We start from the raw sequence: 16,235 nt of genomic DNA on the forward strand, positions 1-16,235 counted from the left end.
CCGGCAGCCGGGTAGGCACAACCCGGGCCGCCGTACGGTGCTGACCGAGTGGTCGGGCCCGTACGATGGGAAATAGACGCATTTCGCGGCAATAAGCGTTATATATAAGCAATCAGTATTTTCTCCACAGTACGAACGATCCAATGGCAACGCAGATGGGGAGCGATTCGGATCGGGGGGAGATCTTCGATCTGCTGAGCAATCACCGGCGGCGATACGCGATTCACTACTGCAAGCGCGAGGGCGAGCCGGTCACGTTGGGGGACCTCGCCGAGCACGTCGCCGCCTGGGAACTCGACAAGGAGGTCGAGGAGATCACCTCCGCCGAACGGAAACGGGTGTACACGTCGTTACAGCAGACGCATCTGCCGACGCTCGAGCGAGCCGAGATGATCGAGTTCGATAACCGAACGATCGAACTCACGGACGAGGCCTCGGAGTTAGACGTCTATCTGGACGTCGTTCCGGCGGACTCGATCCCCTGGGGACTGTACTACCTGGGGCTGGCCGCCGTCGGCTCGATCGTGATGGCGGGGCTCTGGCTCGAGGTCGTACCGACGGGGGCGGTGTCCGCACTCGGCTGGTCGACGTTGGTGTTCGCGCTGTTTGCGATTTCTGCAGTCGTCCACGTGGCACAGAGCCGGCGGATGCGTCTCGGTGAGATGGAGCGGCCACCGTAACTATGATCCGAACGATCTCCGTCATCGGTATGTGTCTGATCGTCCTCGGAGCGGCTACGATAATCAGTCCGGCGTTCGGTTTCAGTTCACTGGCGGCTGATCGAGGCGTCAGCGTTAGTACTGCCGGCCACCCGGACGCACTCATCGGTATTACGGCACAGAGCTCGACGGTTGATAAACATAATAAACAGACCGAAATTGCAACTGTCGGGAGTAATACGAACGCCATCGATATAACCAGCCTCGACAGTACCGATATCGACGTTACCCAGAGCGACGAACTACTAGATCTGACCGTTAGCCAACAGGACAACAGTTGGAGCGTCTCCGGTTCCTGTACATCGAATAAGGCAGCTGGAAAGACGGACGTTACAATAACGGTCGTCGACGCTTTCGGCGACGGCGTATCCGTCCACGGAGCTACGAGAACGATCAACGATATTACCGTCAGTTGTGGAGACGGGGACTTCAGTGCCGATTGGTACGAATTCACTGACGAATACACCGGGAACGGCCAATCAGTCGCGTTTTCGATACGGAATACGCACAACGAATCGGTAACGGTGACTGGTCTCAAAATAGATGATACCAGTAATAAGCCGCCCCAGTCCTATCAGGTCATGGAGCTCGATTCCTCGAATACTACCGATACCGAGGTCAGAAACGAGGGAGACTATGCTGTCGGAGCGGAGGAGTTCCACGACCCATACACGATCAGTACGGACGAAGAAGTAACCTACCGACTGGAAGGGTTCGACCGGAACGTCAAGGGTAAGGATGTAATCATAACGATACTCACTGACGAGAACTCCTGATCTCGGCTGCGTATCGCCCGCTCTCGCGGCGGCATTTTTCGGTCTGAACTGTTCCTTTCGGGCCGTATCGGAGGCGTGGTACCGAACCGATCTCTTTCGAGGCCATCGTTTCTATCGAGCGGCTGCCAGAACGACAGAGGTTCGATGCGTGCACACGGGATTCATTTCGAGACCAACCCGAACTCCTTTTCACCACCGGCCACTGAATTCGATCCATGTCGACCGAATCGATCAGTGACCGACGCGAGCACATCCGCTCGATCAGCGTGACCGCCCTGGCCGCGCTGTTGGGTGTCGCCGCGGCGTTCGGCTCGATGGCACTGGTGGGTGACGTGTCATCGGCCGACGCGGCCGCGAACGACACGCGAACGCTCATGCTCGTCGCCGGTGCGATTCTCGCCCAGTTCGTGCTCTACGATTTCACGAGCATCTACGATGACGACGAGTTCGGACCGAAACACTACCTGTTCATCGTGTTCATGACGTTCGCCCTGTGGTTCGTGACGTGGGGAATCTTGCTCACGACGGGGGCCGCCGCGTAACCATGGCCGACGACAGCATCGCCGTCGTAGACCTCGATCGGTGCCAACCCGACCGCTGTAGCTACGAGTGTAAGAACTACTGTCCGCCCAACCGAACCGGCAAGGAGTGTATCACCCTCCGCGGGGAAGAGGCCGACGAGGGCCAGCCCGACCAGGTCCACATCTCCGAGGAGATCTGTCTCGGCGAGACCTGCGGGATCTGCGTCGAGAAGTGTCCGTTCGACGCCATCGAGATCATCAACCTACCGGAGGAACTGCAGGACGACCCCGCCCACCGCTACGGCGAAAACGCCTTCTCGCTGTACGGACTCCCTGCGCCCCAGGAAGGGCAGGTAACGGGGATTCTGGGTCCCAACGGGATCGGGAAGACCACCGCCGTCCGCATCCTCGCCGGCGAACTCGAGCCGAACCTCGGCCGCCACGAGGAGTCCCCGGGCTGGGACGAGGTCCTCGAGGCCTACCGCGGAACGGAACTGCAGGATTACATCGCCGACGTGCGCGACGGGGACGTCACGATCGCGCGCAAGCCCCAGTACGTCGACCAGATTCCGAACAGCTTCGACGGCAACACCCGCGAGTTGCTCGAGCAGACCGACGAGCGCGGCGTCTTAGACGAACTGGTCGAGCGGCTCTCGATCGGCCCCGTCATGGAGCAGTCGATCGACGACCTCTCGGGCGGCGAACTCCAGCGGGTCGCCATCGCGGCCACGCTGGCTCGAGATACGGACTTCTACTTCCTCGACGAAATTACGCCCTACCTCGACATCGGGCAGCGCGTCACCGCGGCGCGGCTGATCCGGGAGCTCGCGGAGGAGGAGAACCGATCGATGCTCGTCATCGAACACGACCTCGCGATCCTGGACCTGCTCGCCGATACGCTCCACGTCGCCTACGGTGAGCCCGGCGCCTACGGCGTCATCACGGCGCCCAAGTCCGTCCGCAACGGGATCAACGAGTACCTCTCGGGCTACCTCGACAACGAGAACATGCGGATCCGACCGGATCCCATCGAGTTCGAGGAGCACGCGCCCCGAACCGCGAGTCACGCCGACGCGTTGATCGAATACCCCGACCTCACCAAGAGCTACGGCGACGGCGAGTTCACTCTCGAGGTCGAGGGCGGGACGATCCGAGAAAACGAGGTGCTGGGCGTCGTGGGTCCCAACGGAATCGGGAAGTCGACGTTCGCGAAGCTGCTGACGGGCAATCTCGAGTCCGACGAGGGCGATGCGGATCTCGACCTCGATATTTCCTACAAGCCCCAGTACGTCACCATCGACCAGCACATGCGGGTCGACGCGTTCCTCTCGTCGATTACGGATCAGTTCGGCTCCTCCTACTGGAACACCGAGATCGCCCAGCCGCTCCAGTTAGAGCGGATCATGGAGCAGAACCTCTCGGACCTCTCGGGCGGGGAGCGCCAGCGGGTGGCCATCGCGGCCTGTCTCTCTGACTCGGCCGACCTCTACCTGCTCGACGAACCCTCGGCTCACCTCGACGTCGAGCAGCGAGTCCAGGCGACGAAGGCGATCCGACGCTACGCCGAACAGCAGGACGCCACCGTGATGGTCATCGATCACGACATCTACATGATGGACCTGCTCGCCGATCGGCTGATGGTCTTCGACGGCGAACCCGCCGTCCACGGCCGCGCTGGCCAGCCCCAGCCGATGCGCGACGGGATGAACGAGTTCCTCGCGAACCTCGAGGTCACGTTCCGCCGCGACGAGCGCACCTCGCGACCGCGGATCAACAAGCCCGAGTCGCAACTCGACAAACAGCAGAAGCAGAACGGCGAGTACTACTACGCGCCCTGATTTCGGCCGCGACTCGTTTTTCGATCGCGCGATCGCCGACCGAGCGGACGCTACTCGAGGCTGCGTGGCACGCCGCCAGTACGACTCCGCGTCAAAACCAGTCAGTACGATTCCGTCGAAAAGGGATCGACTCTACTCAGCTGATCAGCCGCTGACAGCTCCCGCAGAGGTTCTCTTCCTTGATGTCGACCTCGCGGACCGTCGGCGAGAAGTTCATGACACAGCGGTTGTTGTCGCAGTGTTCTAACCCGTAGGTGTGGCCGATTTCGTGGACGATCTCCTTGCGGACCCGGTCCTCGAAGATGTCCTCGGCGCTCTGGTTCGAGAAGCCGCCGTCGCTCGAGGTCTGGAGGCGGTAGGTCGAGACGACGCTCCCGCTGCCGTCGAGGTAGGCCAGCCCGAAGACGTAGTTGCGCCGGCGGTAGAAGAGGTCGTGCGGCGTGATCGCGATGTTTTTCGTCCCGCGGCCGACCCGTTCGGCGAGCTGGATGAACGTTTCGGCGGCGTACTGGTTCCGGTCGGCGTCGTAAGCACCGTTCGGGACCGACTGCGAGTCGTTGACCGTGACGTCGCAGTCGTAAACCGATCGCAACGCAGCGGAGGCCGCCCGCTTGACGTTCGCGGGGACGTTGCCGACCGGCACGATATCGACGAGCATGGCAAGGGCTATGGCCGCGGGTGGCATAAACGTCCCGCCGTGGCCCACTCTCGCCGGAACGCGGAGACGCTGCTCGAGACCCTGACCGAGTACGATCGGCTCGTCGAGGTCGGAATCGGTCGTCGGACCGACGTGGCGGCCGCGCTGGCCGATCGCGGCGTCGCCGTCACCGCGACGGACGTCCACGACCGATCGGTCCCCGACGGCGTGCGGTTCGTCCGCGACGACATCGTCGACCCCGATCCGGCGGTCTACGCCACCGCCGACGCGATCTACGCGCTACATCTCCCGCCGGAACTCCACCGACCGGCGCTCGCGGTCGCCCGCGAGGCCGACGCCGACCTCCTGTTTACGACCCTCGGCGGGGACCAGCCCGCGATCCCGGTCGAACGTCGGACGATCGAGACGGGGACGCTGTACGTCGCTCGAGCGGCGGCCGGACGCCGACGGTGATCGTCGCCCGCGCCCCATCGTTCGTGGTCGAAGGAATTACCACCGTTCGGAACGGTTCAGTTACCGATGATCCCTGATGCCGCTTCGCCCCTCGTCGCGACCCTCGTCGTTCTCGTCGCGGTGACGGTGATCGTCGCCGTCGTCGGCTCGATCACCCGAGTCGTGATGCGCCTCCTCGCCGCCCCCGGCGTCGTCGTCCACGAACTCGCCCACAAGCAAGTCTGTCACCTCGTCGGGGTGCCCGTCAAGGAGGTCGTCTACTTCCGGTTCGGCGACCCGCCGGGCTACGTCCGCCACGCCCAGCCCGGACGGTACCGCGAGTCGTTCGCGATCAGCGTCGCCCCGTTTCTGGTCAACACCGTCGTCTCGGTCGCGGCCTTCCTCGGGTTCGCCGCGCTCGCGTCGTCGCTGGGGATCGCGGACGCTCTCGCCACCGCGACCGCGGATCCGATCGCGTCGGTGACCGCACTGCGCGACAGTCTCGTGGCGGCCTCGAGCGGCGAACTCGCGCTCGCGCTCGCGCTGGGATGGCTCGGCCTCGCGGTCGGCGTGCAGGCGTTCCCGAGCACCGGCGACGCGAACACGCTCTGGACGCACTCCCGCTCGGAGTGGCGGCGACGACCGGTCGTTCTGCTCGGCGTCCCCGTCGTCGTCGTGATCTACGTCGTGAACCTGCTCTCGTGGCTGTGGGCCGACGTCCTGTACGCGCTGGGGCTCTGTCTGCTGGCGTTCTACGCGGTCGGCGGGATCGGGTTCTGAGGGACCGCGTCGCTCCCGGTCGCTGCACTGAGAGAGCCAGATCGCGCACCGTTGCGAGACCGCACGAGCGGAATCCGACCGCCTTTACCTTCGGCGGCCCGTCTGGACGGGTATGAACGCAGACGCCGTCGTGTTAGACGTCGACGGAGTGCTCGTCGACGTCGCCGACTCCTACCGACGCGCGATCGTCGACTCCGTCGAGCGCGTCCACGACCGGACGATCCGCAAGGCCGACATCCAGCAGTTCAAGGACGCCGGCGGGTTCAACAACGACTGGGAACTGACCTACGCCGCCGCGCTGTACGTCCTCGCGACCGGCGAGGGATACGGGAAATCGATCGACGACTTCACCGACGAGATCGCCGCCCGCGGCGGCGGCCTCGAGGCCGCCGAGGACGCCGTCCGCGAGGAACTGGGCGCCCGAGCGACCCAGCGCGTCCTCGAGCGCTGGGACCGCGAGCGGCTTCGGGACGTCTTCCAGCAACTGTACCTCGGCGCCGACCTCTATCGGGGTCTCGAGGGCGGCGAGCCCGACATCGAGACGCGCGGGTTCATCCACGACGAACCGGTCCTGCTCGAGGAGTCGACCCGCGACGCGCTCGTCGAGGACGACGCGCTCTCCGTCGGCGTGCTGACCGGCCGGCCGGAAGCCGAAGCCGAGATCGCCCTCGAGCGCGTCGGCCTCGAGGCGGCGATTCCGCTCGAACACCGGTTCACGATGGACGACTGGGAGGAAGGCAAGCCCCACCCGCGGGCACTGACGACGCTCGCCGAGCGGTTCGACGCCGACAGCGTGGTCTTCGTCGGCGACACGTTAGACGACGTTCGGACGGCGAACAACGCCCGTGAGGCCGATCCGGACCGCGAGTACCACGGGATCGGCGTCCTCACGGGCGGGCTCACCGGCGAGGAGGGGCGTCGGAAGTACGAGGCCGAGGACGCCTCGGCCGTCCTCGAGTCGATCAACGCGTTACCGGACCTGCTCGAGTCGTAGGGTTTTCGGGCCCTCCACCGGCTACTGATCGCTCGCGTACGTTCCGAGCCCCGGGTAGTCGGCGACGATCCCGTCGACGCCGGCGGCGGCCAGCGCCTCGAACTGGCGCCAGTTCTCGGCCGTCCAGACGTTGACCGTCCGGCCCTCGGCGTGGGCGTCCTCGAGGATATCGATCTCTGGCTCGCCGGCGCCGAACCCGGCGCACTCGGTGTCCGTGAGCGGCGTCCCGGCGATTGCGTTTCTCGGCGGGTGGATCGCCTCGCAGTCGTAGCGGCGGGCGATCTCGAGGCCCGCCTCGAGGTCGTCCCAGACGAGCGCCGCGGCGGCGTACCGTGGAGCGATCTCGCGGACGGCCGCGAGCGCGCCCTCGCAGAACGACGAGAAGAGGAGTTCGCCGCCGAACGCGTCGCAGGTTTCGATCACGCGCTCGACGAACGGCGTCCAGACATCGCGGCGGTCGGCCCGGTCCTCGGCCGGGAGGGACTCGCCGAACCGCAGGTCGGCCGTCCCCGGATTTTTGAGTTCGACGTTGACGCCGACCGTCTCGGGGATCGCCTCGAGCAGTGCCGCGAGCGTCGGCACCGTCTCCTCGGTCCCGAGGACGCGTGCGGCTCGGATCTCCTCGAGTGACGTTTCCCAGATCAGGCCCGTTGCGTCGGTCAGCGGACGGCCGTCTCGGGTATCGGTGCCCTCGAGGCGCTCGTCGTGGATCACGACCGGCGTGCCGCAGGCCGCGGGCTGGACGTCGATCTCGAGCATCGTCGTTTCGTCGTTCGCTGCGGCGTTCGTGGCCGCTGCGACGGTGTTCTCCGGAGCGACGCCGGCGTAACCGCGGTGGGCGATCACCGCTGGACTGTCCATAGTCGGAGGACGACGGCGGGGCTAATGGAAGCTCTGTTCTCGTGGGTATTCGTCGGAGGACAGCGTTCGATGACTCGAGGAACCAACTCTCACACGTTGCTCATCCTGGCAACAGGGATTGTCACACCCTCCCCAACCGATTCGCTCACTCACTGCGCTCGCTCACTCATCCACTGTCAGAGTGAATTCTGATAAGCCTTCGTTACACTCGCGAAGACCTCGAACGACTGCTCGCCGTGGTTCGCTGTTCGCTCACCACGTCCCAGCGCGCGCCACCGCACCCAGTTCGTCAGTCCGAAGGTCGATAGTTTCTGTCACCGCGACTCGAGTCCGACGGCGTCGGCGAGCAGTTCGTGCGAGCGCAGCGTCGTCTCGGGGTCCGCGTGCTGGCTCTGGATCACGACCTCGTCGACCCCGGCCTGTGCGGTCAGTTCCTCGAGGATCTCGCGGGCCGTCTCCGGCCCGCCGGAGAGGTGGCGGGGCCAGTCGCCGGGTTCGATATCCGTCGGCGTCGGCTCGGGAACGCCGCCGAGGACGTCGATCGCCCGGTCGACCGACCGAATCGGGAGTCGGTCGACCCGCCCGCTGCGGAGCAGTCGCGACGAGGCTACGGCGGTCGCGCGGAGCCGCGCGGCCTCCGCGTCGGTCTCGGCGCAGGTCATGTTCACCGCGATGGCGCCGCGGGGCTCCTCGAGGCCGGCACCGTTCTGCGAGGACTCAAAGTGCTCCCGGTAGGTGTCGAACGCCTGCACGGCCGGCTCGGGGCGGATGAACGCGGCGAAACAGTAGGGCAGTCCCAGTTCGCCGGCGATCTTCGCGCTCGCCGGACTCGAGCCGTGGACCCAGATTTCGGGCGCGGAGTCGCCAGATCGGGGAATCTCGAGGTCACTGAACGGGTGGTCGTCCGCGAACCCGTCGTGGAAGTAGTTCGCGACCTCGTCGATCTTCTCCGCCTGATCGTCGCCGGTCCGTCGCCGCTGGCTGCGATCCGGCTGGAGGGCGAGGTCGCTCGCCGGATTCCCCGTCGCCCGGCCCAGGCCGAGGTCGATCCGGCCGGGCTCCAGGGCGTCGAGGACGCCGAACGTCTCCGCGACCTTGTACGGGCTGTAGTGGTTGAGCAATACAGTGCCCGAGCCGACCCGGATCTCGTCGGTCCTCGCGGCGACGGAGGGGATCACCACCTCCGGCGTCGTGCTCGCGACGGCGTCGGTGAAGTCGTGGTGTTCGGCCACCCAGAACCGCGAGTAGCCGAGGTCCTCGGCCCGCCGGGCGCGTTCGATCGTGTGTTCGAACGCCTCCGTTGCGGTGCCGTCTTCCGGCATCGGTGCGAGATCGACGATCGAGAGCTCCATACCTCGTGGTGGGGGCTGCGGGGGAAGTGTGTACCCTTTCGCCGAGCCCTTGCCGACTCTCGGCCGACGGCCGCTCCGCGCCCGACCACTGACGGCCCAGCATTCACCCCGCTCGCGCCCCAAGCCGACCCCATGACCGAGACCAGCCTCGAGGACGTCGAACGGAGCCTCGACCGCGCGGCCGACCTCGAGACCGAGGAGGCGGTGTCAGTCCTGCGGACCGCACGTCAGGATATCGAGGACCTCGGATCGAATCCGGACGTCGACGAGACGCGACGGCGGGAACTCGAAGAGCGCCTCGACCAGCGCATTCGCGAGATCAAAGAGCGCGACGCGTACGACAGCGGACTGGGCGCGGCGATGAACCCCGAGGACGGCGACGCGCCCTGAGGTTTCCGTCGCCGTGCGTTGGTGTCGATCCCGTCATCGTTATCGGGGCCGGCGAGTACTCGTTAGTATGGCAACAGATTCCGGACGGGACGTCGGCTCAGACGACGACGTGGGTGTTGCCCTCGAGCGAGACGAACTGTATACGGTCATCCGGACCGCCGTCAGGGACGCGCTGCTCGACGTCCTCGGAACGGTCTTGCTGCTCGGCCTCGCGCTCCTGTTCGTAGCCACGGGCGCTCGAGCGCTGGCCGATCCCTCGTCGGGCGGAACCGCACTCGGGGTCGGCGGGATCCTCGTCGGCTTCGGGATCGCCGCGTCGGCCCTCGGACTCGGGCCGTCGATCCGCGAGTGAGCCGACCCGGCGTCTATTCCCTGCCATCCGAAAACCCGGCGAGATCGGCCGGCCTCCACCCCTTTTATTCGGATGCCGTCCCGAGAGGCGAGTATGCGAATCGCACTACTCGGCGGAACCGGCGATATCGGGCAGGGACTGGCCCTGCGCTTTGCACGCGATACGGATCACGAAGTCCTCATCGGCTCGCGCGATCCCGAGAAGGCCCGCGACGCGGTCGACACCTACGAGGAGAACCTCGAGTCCCGCGGCGCCGACGCGGACGTCAAGGGCTTCGCGAACGAGATGGCGGCCGACCGGGCCGACGTCGTCGTTCTCAGCGTGCCGCCGTACTACGCCGGCGACACCGTCGAAGCCGTCGCCGACAACCTCGATTCCGACACGATTCTGGTCACTCCCGCGGTCGGCATGCAGGGCGACGAGGACGGCCTGCACTACCACCCGCCGGGAACCGGCAGCGTCACCGAACTGGTCGCCGAACGAGCGCCCGACGAGGTGCCCGTCGTCGGCGCCTTCCACAACCTCGCGGCCGACGCGCTCTCGAACTTGGACAACGAGCTGGATCTGGACACCCTCCTCGTCGCTGACGACGACGACGCCAAGGAGACCGTCCGCAACCTCGCCAACGAGATCGAGGGGCTGCGCGCGCTCGACGTCGGCCCCCTCGCGAACGCGGCCGAGGTCGAGAGCGTCACGCCACTCGTGATCAACATCGCGAAGTACAACGACGACCTGCACGACGTCGGCGTGAAGTTTAATTGAACGTCTATCCGGCGTTTCCGTAGTACCTCGATTCCCCCTCTGCGGTGGCGCGCGCTGTCGGCTGTCCGAGCGGAGGCGAGGACAGCAGATAACGCCGTGCGAGGTCTTCGTGAGTGTAACGGACGAAGTCGTTCGAGACGGCTTTGCCGTCTCGTGATGCGAAAAATCCCCGATTTTTCAGCAGCTTGTCAGAATTCACTCTGACAGTGGATGAGCGACCGACGAGAGCGAATCGGTTGGGGAGGGATGTGAAACTCCTCGCCGCCAGCGTGAGCAGCGTGCTCGAGTCGTCTCCACCTTCGGAATCGGTACAAACGGCCGGAATACGTTCGCCGACCCCCTCGAGCGACTACCGTTGAGCCGTCGGTTTTTGCCCCTCCGACGCCTACGCACCGATATGCGAATCGTCACGACGCTCCCCTCGGCGACCGAAACCGTGGCCGCGCTCGGGATCGACCCCGTCGGCGTCTCCCACGAGTGTGACTACCCGCCCGGCGTCGAGTCGCTGCCGTCGGTGACCGACTCGAGGATCGACGCCGACGCCTCGAGTTCGGAGATCGACCAGCAGGTGCTCGAGACCGCCGACGACGGGGGCGTCTACGACGTCGACACGGAGCTGCTCGAGGCCCTCGAGCCGGACCTGATCGTCACGCAGGGGATGTGTGACGTCTGCGCGGTCGACGAGGTCGTCGTGGCGGACGCCGTCGAAGAGATCGATGCGGACCCGGAGATCCTGACTACGGACCCACACAGCGTCGACGACGTCCTGAACGACCTCGAGCGGATCGGCCGCGCGACGGGTCGCGAGGAACGCGCTCGAGAAGTACGCGCAGACCTCGAGTCCCGGATCGACGCCGTTCGAGAGCGAACCGCCGATGCCAGCCTCGAACCGGACGATCGGCCTCGCGTCGCGATCTTCGACTGGACTGACCCGGTCATGATCGCGGGCCACTGGACCGCCGACCTGGTCGACTGGGCCGGCGGCGAGTACGGACTGGCCGACGCGGGCCAGCGCTCGAGCCCCCGTGAGTGGGCCGAGATCCGCGCGTACGACCCCGAACTGATCGTCGTCGCGCCCTGCGGCTTCGGCCTCGAGCAGACCGCCGCGAACGCGTCGGACCTCACCGAGCGCGAGGGCTGGGACGACCTCGCGGCCGTCCGGGAGGGCCGCGTCTGGGCGATGGACGGCCACCACTACCTGAATCGGCCCGGCCCGCGGCTGGTGGACACTCTCGAGGCGCTGGCCCCGATCGTCCGGCCGAAGCTGTTCGACGCCGAGACGCCGCCCGTCGCGCTCGAGGAGATCGCGGTCCCCTTCGAGCAGTTGACCGATCGACTCGAGGCGGAGGCGTAGCTACCGGTGACCGGTTCCGACCCCGAACTCGTCGTTCCCGCCGAGATCCGCGACGCGATCCTCGAGCGCGCCCGCGAGGGCCGACCCGCGGAGATCTGCGGGATCTTCGGCGGCGACTTCGAGCCCGAGGGACAGAGTCGGGTTCGCTCGCAGTATCCCGCCGAAAACGTCGCGGAGACGCCGCGGACGCGGTATCGAATCGATCCCGAGGAGCAACTCGAGGTCTTCGAGCGCCTCGAGGACCGCGGCGAGGAGATCGTCGGTTTCTATCACTCCCATCCCCGCGGACCGCCCCGCCCCAGCGCGACCGACGAGGCGCAGGCGACCTGGCCCGATCGGTCGTATCTGATCGTCTCGCTCGAGCCCCTCGAGATCGGCTCGTGGCGGTGGCGGGAGGATGCTGCTGGCGAGCGGTTCGAGAGCGAACGGCTCGCTCTCGAGTGAACGATGACCACCGACGACGAGCGTTCTTCTCGCATGGCAACGGGGATGGCCACTCCCTCCCCAGCCGACTCACTCACTTCGTTCGTTCGTCCCTCGCACGGCTTCGAGCCACGGCTCACTATCCGTTCGCCGCGGCACAGCGCGCGCCGCCGCACATATTTCGGTCGGGTTCGTCACGAGACGTCCTCGAGCACGTCCGGCACCCACCCCTGATTCGGATCGTCCGTCTCCTGCATCCAGTCGACGAGTCGATCCCGCATCTCCTCCCGAACGTCCGCGTATCCCGGGTGATCGATCAGGTTCTGCAGTTCCGCGGGGTCGGCCTCGAGATCGTACAACTCGTCGATGTCGGGGCCGTTGTAGACGTACTTGTACCGCTCGGTGCGGACCATCCGCTGGGTGTAGAGGCCGAACTCGTCGCCGTGGTACTGGGCGAAGGTAGAGTCGGGCCAGTCGTCGGGTGCGGCGTCCGGATCGCCGCCGGCCTCGAGTAGCGGCACCAGACTCCGGGAATCGAACGAGTCCGGGACGTCGACGCCGCCAATTTCGAGGAAGGTCGCCGCGAGATCGTGCAAATGCACTGGCGCCTCGCAGGTCGATCCCGGTTCGACGACGCCGGGCCAGCGCACCTGCAGCGGGATCCGGTAGGTGTCGTCGTACATCAGCGGGCCCTTGTTGAACTGGCGGTGGTTGCCGACGAAGTCGCCGTGATCCGAGGCGTGGACGACGACCGTCTCGTCGGTCAGGCCGTGCTCTTCGAGCGCCTCGAGGATCCGCTCGAGTTGATCGTCGATCAGCGAGACGAACCCCCAGTACTTCGCGGTGGCCTCCGCCCAGTGGTCCCACTCGAGGCCGTCGGCGCCTCGATAGTGATGGAAATTCTCGTGGACCTGCGGCTTCCCGTCGTAGGTCTCGGCGTAGCTCGCGGGCGGGTCGATCTCGGCGGGGTCGTACATCGAGGCGTAGGGCTCGGGGACGACGTAGGGGTGGTGGGGACCGTAGAAGTCCGCGCGATGGAAGAATGGGTCGTCACCCTCGCTTCCGTCTCCGTTCTCGCCCCTGCCGTCGGCGTGGTCCTCGATGGCGTCGATCGTCCGCTCGGCGAGGAAGTAGGCGCGGGTCTCCGCGACGTCTACGGGCGTCTTCGCCGCGACGAACGTCCCCTCGCTCGGATCCCGCGGGTCGTCGCCGGTGTAGAGTTCCTCCTCGAGGTCGACCTCGCCGAGCGGGACGCCGCGTTCCTCGCGGTACTCGCGAAACGCCTCGTCGATGTCGTCGTGGTGTTTGTCGCTGCCGCCGAGATAGGAGAAGCCGAAGTCCTCGGGCGTCTGGTCGCGGCCCACGTGCCACTTTCCGGTGTAGCTGCAGTCGTAGCCGCTCTCGGCCAACGCTTCCGAGAACGTCGGCAGGCCCGCCGGCAGGTTCGGCCGGATCGCGTCGGCCTCGTGGCTGTTGTTCAGCATCCCGTGGCCGTGGGGGAACAGGCCGGTCATGAGCGAGGCGCGGGCGCTCGTACAGATGCTGATCGGGGTGCAGGCCCGCGAAAAGCGCATCCCCTCGCTCGAGAGTCGATCCAGCGCCTCCGTCTCGACCGGCGGCCCGTCGGGCGCCGTGCAGTCGTATCGCTCCTGATCGGTGAGAACGAACAGAACGTTCGGGCGGCTGTCGGCCATCGGGCGTCGTACACCGACGCCGTAGTTAATGGTGGGCCCTGCCGCAGAGTAACACAGCGGGAAACCGAAACCGATCGAACCGGGCCGAGCTACCTCGAGCCATCACCCGAGGAGGTGGCCCAGCCACGGCCGCCGTCGGACGAACTCGGTCTCCTCGAGGTAGGCGTCGACGCCGAGGAGCCGTCCCGCGGCGAAGACCCCGACGAGCACGAACATGAGGAGTCCGAGCAGGTCGCCGTTGACGTAGCCGTTCGCCCAGTCGGCGTTGCCCAGGTAGAACAACGCCATGAGGACGCCGCCGAAGAAGGCGGCCAGGCGCACGAGGGCCCCCAGGACGAGTCCCAGTCCGATCAGGAACTCACCGAGCGGGATCATGACGTTCGTGAGCTCGAGCAGCCAGGGCGTCCCGGCGACGAACTCGAACAGCGGGGCGATGGGCGTCTCGGCGTGTCGCAGGTAGCCCGCCGCGTCGAACGGCTCGGCGGCCGCGAGTTTCCCCCACCCGGCGTGGAGGAACCAGTAGCCGACGATCAGCCGGATCCCCACCATCACGTAGCCGGCGACCCCGTCGGCGTAGTCGAACTCCTGTCGCTTCCCCAGCCACTGCACGGTCGCTTCGTTAGTTGCCATTGTGAGTCACCTTACAGTCACTACTCGGCGCTATACGGGCTTAAGACGGGCTCAAATTCTCGCTCGAGTGGAACGAGCCCGAATCTCCCCTGTAATAGCGGGTGTTTAAAAGACGGGCTGCAATCGCAAGCCGTTCGCCGTCTTCGAACCCGTCGGTTCGTCCCGTCACGCGCGTCCGTTCGGAAATCGGAATCGAAAACCAGTGCCGGCAAGCGGCGACCGTCAGGCGAAGTCGTCGTACGTCGGTCGCTCGAGGTCGCCCGGGAACTCGTCGACCGGGACCTGCGTCTGGTCGCCCGACGCCATCTCCTTGATCGTCACCTCGTCGTTTTCGAGGTCCTGCTCGCCGGCGACGACGACCGTCTCGGCGTTGATCGAGTCGGCGTAGTTCAGCTGCGATCCGAAGGAGCGATCAGCGACGTCGGTCTCGACGACGTGGCCGCGCTCGCGGAGGTCGCGGACGATCCGGGCGGCCTCCGACCGCGTGTCGCCGATCTGGAGGACGTAGTAGTCGGTCGTGAACGCCTCGTCCGGCCAGACGTCCGCCCGCTGGAGGAGCAAGGAGAGCGGCGCGAGGCCGGGCGCGACGCCGACGGCGGGCGTCGGCTGGCCGCCGAAGCTCTCGATCAGGTCGTCGTAGCGGCCGCCGCCGAAGACCGACCGGGAGACCTCGCCGGTCGAGTCGAAACACTCGAAGACGACGCCGGTGTAGTAATCGAGTCCGCGGGCGGTCTCCAGCGAGAGCGTACAGTACTCGCGGGCGCCGAAGTCCGCCGCGGCCTCGAGGACGTTCTGGAGGTTAGTCACGGCCGCCTCGACGCGGTCCGTGCCGGCGAAGTCGACGAGTTCGTCGAGGTCGTCCTCGCCGACCGCGAGCAGGTCGTCGAACTCGGCGGCCTGATCGTAGCTGAGGCCGGCGTCGACGAGCAGGTCGTGGTACTCGTTGTGGCTGATCTTCTCGGACTTGTCGACGGCGCGGATGGCCGCGGCCGTGTCCACGTCGGCGTCGAACGACTCGAAGAGTCCGCCGAGGATGTCGCGGTGGGAGACGCGGAACTCGAACTCCTCGCCGGTCAGGCCGAGGTCGGTCAGCGCGTCGGCGGCGAACGCGAGGATCTCGGCGTCGGCCTCGGGCTCGCTCGAGCCGAAGATGTCGACGTTGGTCTGGTAGAACTCGCGGAACCGGCCCTGCTGGACCTGCTCGTAGCGCCAGAACGGCCGCGTCGAGACCCACTTGATCGGCTTCGAGAGCTCCTGCTGTTTGGCGACGACCATCCGCGCGACGGTCGGGGTCAATTCGGGGGTCAGCGCGACCTCGCGGCCGCCCTTGTCCTCGAACGCGTAGAGCTCTTCGACGATCTCCTCGCCGCTCTTGTCGACGTACATCTGGGTGCGCTCGAGTGCGGGGGTGCCGACCTCCCGGAAGCCGTACCGTCGTGCCGCGGCCTCCAGGCTGTCGATAACCTCCCGGCGCGCCCCCATCTCGGCGGGGTAGAAGTCACGAAATCCCTTGAGGTGGTCGTACATGTCCCCCGATTCGTTCAGGCCGCGCTTCAAACTGTCCTTTGTCGCTCGGGTGGCGATTCGCCCCCCGTCAGCGTCCGTGCGTTCGGCGTTCTCGCCGTCGTCCGTTTGGTTCGACTGCTGGAGGCGTTAGTTCGACTCGCTTCGCGGCGAGATTCTCCAATACATTGATAGC

Annotated in this window: 18 protein-coding genes; 12 read left to right on the forward strand and 6 right to left on the reverse strand. The window is 66.2% G+C overall.

From position 1 onward, the window contains the following. Nucleotides 1-143 precede the first annotated feature (143 nt). The 4 genes from HTZ84_RS19025 (at nucleotide 144) to HTZ84_RS19040 (ending at nucleotide 3,854) form a co-directional block, all read left to right on the forward strand. Complete coding sequence (locus HTZ84_RS19025) at nucleotides 144-680, forward strand: DUF7344 domain-containing protein (protein ID WP_254611784.1); 537 nt, start codon at nucleotides 144-146, stop codon at nucleotides 678-680. A gap of 2 nt (nucleotides 681-682) precedes the next feature. Further along, a complete protein-coding gene (locus HTZ84_RS19030; protein ID WP_174682104.1) occupies nucleotides 683-1,495 on the forward strand; it encodes a hypothetical protein in 813 nt (270 codons plus the stop codon). A gap of 215 nt (nucleotides 1,496-1,710) precedes the next feature. After that, nucleotides 1,711-2,037 carry an EMC6-like membrane protein gene (locus tag HTZ84_RS19035; RefSeq protein WP_174682105.1) on the forward strand — a complete coding sequence of 109 codons (327 nt, stop codon included), beginning with the start codon at nucleotides 1,711-1,713 and terminating at the stop codon, nucleotides 2,035-2,037. 2 nt (nucleotides 2,038-2,039) lie between these two features. Next, nucleotides 2,040-3,854 (forward strand): ribosome biogenesis/translation initiation ATPase RLI, encoded by a 1,815-nt coding sequence (locus HTZ84_RS19040; protein WP_174682106.1) that lies wholly within the window; start codon nucleotides 2,040-2,042, stop codon nucleotides 3,852-3,854. Between the two features lie 136 nt (nucleotides 3,855-3,990). On the opposite strand, the gene HTZ84_RS19045 is transcribed toward HTZ84_RS19040, so the two are convergent. Next, the gene (locus HTZ84_RS19045; protein ID WP_008893597.1) at nucleotides 3,991-4,512 is read right to left on the reverse strand and encodes an archaemetzincin family Zn-dependent metalloprotease; all 522 of its coding nucleotides are present in this window, start codon (nucleotides 4,510-4,512) and stop codon (nucleotides 3,991-3,993) included. Between the two features lie 39 nt (nucleotides 4,513-4,551). Between HTZ84_RS19045 and HTZ84_RS19050 the strand changes: the two genes are divergently transcribed. The 3 genes from HTZ84_RS19050 (at nucleotide 4,552) to HTZ84_RS19060 (ending at nucleotide 6,718) form a co-directional block, all read left to right on the forward strand. Beyond that, on the forward strand, nucleotides 4,552-4,965 hold the full coding sequence (locus HTZ84_RS19050) for a UPF0146 family protein (protein WP_174682107.1): 414 nt from the start codon (nucleotides 4,552-4,554) through the stop codon (nucleotides 4,963-4,965). Nucleotides 4,966-5,031: 66 nt separating this feature from the next. Then, nucleotides 5,032-5,724: a metalloprotease family protein gene (locus HTZ84_RS19055; RefSeq protein ID WP_174682108.1), complete on the forward strand. Its 693-nt coding sequence runs from the start codon at nucleotides 5,032-5,034 to the stop codon at nucleotides 5,722-5,724. A gap of 112 nt (nucleotides 5,725-5,836) precedes the next feature. Beyond that, on the forward strand, nucleotides 5,837-6,718 hold the full coding sequence (locus tag HTZ84_RS19060) for a TIGR01548 family HAD-type hydrolase (protein WP_174682109.1): 882 nt from the start codon (nucleotides 5,837-5,839) through the stop codon (nucleotides 6,716-6,718). A 21-nt stretch (nucleotides 6,719-6,739) separates the two neighbouring features. Here the strand turns inward: HTZ84_RS19060 and HTZ84_RS19065 are convergent, their stop codons facing one another. After that, a complete protein-coding gene (locus tag HTZ84_RS19065; protein ID WP_174682110.1) occupies nucleotides 6,740-7,579 on the reverse strand; it encodes a glycerophosphodiester phosphodiesterase in 840 nt (279 codons plus the stop codon). Nucleotides 7,580-7,893: 314 nt separating this feature from the next. Continuing rightward, complete coding sequence (locus HTZ84_RS19070) at nucleotides 7,894-8,931, reverse strand: LLM class flavin-dependent oxidoreductase (protein ID WP_174682111.1); 1,038 nt, start codon at nucleotides 8,929-8,931, stop codon at nucleotides 7,894-7,896. Nucleotides 8,932-9,063: 132 nt separating this feature from the next. Between HTZ84_RS19070 and HTZ84_RS19075 the strand changes: the two genes are divergently transcribed. The 5 genes from HTZ84_RS19075 (at nucleotide 9,064) to HTZ84_RS19095 (ending at nucleotide 12,233) form a co-directional block, all read left to right on the forward strand. Continuing rightward, nucleotides 9,064-9,321, forward strand: a complete 258-nt coding sequence (locus tag HTZ84_RS19075) for a hypothetical protein (protein ID WP_174682112.1) — start codon at nucleotides 9,064-9,066, stop codon at nucleotides 9,319-9,321. Nucleotides 9,322-9,388: 67 nt separating this feature from the next. After that, entirely contained in the window at nucleotides 9,389-9,673 is a 285-nt protein-coding gene (locus HTZ84_RS19080; protein WP_174682113.1) for a hypothetical protein, read from the forward strand. Nucleotides 9,674-9,766: 93 nt separating this feature from the next. Then, a complete protein-coding gene (gene npdG, locus HTZ84_RS19085) occupies nucleotides 9,767-10,435 on the forward strand; it encodes an NADPH-dependent F420 reductase (protein ID WP_174682114.1) in 669 nt (222 codons plus the stop codon). Nucleotides 10,436-10,832: 397 nt separating this feature from the next. Then, nucleotides 10,833-11,789, forward strand: coding sequence for a cobalamin-binding protein (locus HTZ84_RS19090; RefSeq protein WP_174682115.1), 957 nt, complete (start codon nucleotides 10,833-10,835; stop codon nucleotides 11,787-11,789). A gap of 6 nt (nucleotides 11,790-11,795) precedes the next feature. Further along, the gene (locus HTZ84_RS19095) at nucleotides 11,796-12,233 is read left to right on the forward strand and encodes a desampylase (protein WP_174682116.1); all 438 of its coding nucleotides are present in this window, start codon (nucleotides 11,796-11,798) and stop codon (nucleotides 12,231-12,233) included. A gap of 173 nt (nucleotides 12,234-12,406) precedes the next feature. Here the strand turns inward: HTZ84_RS19095 and HTZ84_RS19100 are convergent, their stop codons facing one another. The 3 genes from HTZ84_RS19100 to hisS form a co-directional block, all read right to left on the reverse strand. Then, complete coding sequence (locus tag HTZ84_RS19100; protein ID WP_174682117.1) at nucleotides 12,407-13,906, reverse strand: sulfatase-like hydrolase/transferase; 1,500 nt, start codon at nucleotides 13,904-13,906, stop codon at nucleotides 12,407-12,409. A gap of 102 nt (nucleotides 13,907-14,008) precedes the next feature. After that, nucleotides 14,009-14,536 (reverse strand): DoxX family protein, encoded by a 528-nt coding sequence (locus tag HTZ84_RS19105; RefSeq protein WP_174682118.1) that lies wholly within the window; start codon nucleotides 14,534-14,536, stop codon nucleotides 14,009-14,011. A 222-nt stretch (nucleotides 14,537-14,758) separates the two neighbouring features. Continuing rightward, entirely contained in the window at nucleotides 14,759-16,063 is a 1,305-nt protein-coding gene (gene hisS, locus HTZ84_RS19110) for a histidine--tRNA ligase (protein ID WP_174682119.1), read from the reverse strand. Between the last annotated feature and the right edge of the window lie 172 nt (nucleotides 16,064-16,235).

The organism is Haloterrigena gelatinilytica (assembly GCF_013342145.1).
Classification (GTDB): Archaea; Halobacteriota; Halobacteria; order Halobacteriales; family Natrialbaceae; genus Haloterrigena; species Haloterrigena gelatinilytica.

What these genes read in the sequence shown, in the direction of transcription:
- HTZ84_RS19060 (WP_174682109.1), top strand. Translation starts at nt 5,837, where the DNA reads ATGAACGCAGACGCCGTCGTGTTAGACGTCGACGGAGTGCTCGTCGAC.
- HTZ84_RS19025 (WP_254611784.1), top strand. Translation starts at nt 144, where the DNA reads ATGGCAACGCAGATGGGGAGCGATTCGGATCGGGGGGAGATCTTCGAT.
- npdG (WP_174682114.1), top strand. Translation starts at nt 9,767, where the DNA reads ATGCGAATCGCACTACTCGGCGGAACCGGCGATATCGGGCAGGGACTG.
- hisS (WP_174682119.1), bottom strand. Translation starts at nt 16,063, where the DNA reads ATGTACGACCACCTCAAGGGATTTCGTGACTTCTACCCCGCCGAGATG.
- HTZ84_RS19045 (WP_008893597.1), bottom strand. Translation starts at nt 4,512, where the DNA reads ATGCTCGTCGATATCGTGCCGGTCGGCAACGTCCCCGCGAACGTCAAG.
- HTZ84_RS19075 (WP_174682112.1), top strand. Translation starts at nt 9,064, where the DNA reads ATGACCGAGACCAGCCTCGAGGACGTCGAACGGAGCCTCGACCGCGCG.
- HTZ84_RS19035 (WP_174682105.1), top strand. Translation starts at nt 1,711, where the DNA reads ATGTCGACCGAATCGATCAGTGACCGACGCGAGCACATCCGCTCGATC.
- HTZ84_RS19040 (WP_174682106.1), top strand. Translation starts at nt 2,040, where the DNA reads ATGGCCGACGACAGCATCGCCGTCGTAGACCTCGATCGGTGCCAACCC.
- HTZ84_RS19080 (WP_174682113.1), top strand. Translation starts at nt 9,389, where the DNA reads ATGGCAACAGATTCCGGACGGGACGTCGGCTCAGACGACGACGTGGGT.
- HTZ84_RS19055 (WP_174682108.1), top strand. Translation starts at nt 5,032, where the DNA reads ATGATCCCTGATGCCGCTTCGCCCCTCGTCGCGACCCTCGTCGTTCTC.
- HTZ84_RS19100 (WP_174682117.1), bottom strand. Translation starts at nt 13,906, where the DNA reads ATGGCCGACAGCCGCCCGAACGTTCTGTTCGTTCTCACCGATCAGGAG.
- HTZ84_RS19070 (WP_174682111.1), bottom strand. Translation starts at nt 8,931, where the DNA reads ATGGAGCTCTCGATCGTCGATCTCGCACCGATGCCGGAAGACGGCACC.
- HTZ84_RS19065 (WP_174682110.1), bottom strand. Translation starts at nt 7,579, where the DNA reads ATGGACAGTCCAGCGGTGATCGCCCACCGCGGTTACGCCGGCGTCGCT.
- HTZ84_RS19030 (WP_174682104.1), top strand. Translation starts at nt 683, where the DNA reads ATGATCCGAACGATCTCCGTCATCGGTATGTGTCTGATCGTCCTCGGA.
- HTZ84_RS19105 (WP_174682118.1), bottom strand. Translation starts at nt 14,536, where the DNA reads ATGGCAACTAACGAAGCGACCGTGCAGTGGCTGGGGAAGCGACAGGAG.
- HTZ84_RS19090 (WP_174682115.1), top strand. Translation starts at nt 10,833, where the DNA reads ATGCGAATCGTCACGACGCTCCCCTCGGCGACCGAAACCGTGGCCGCG.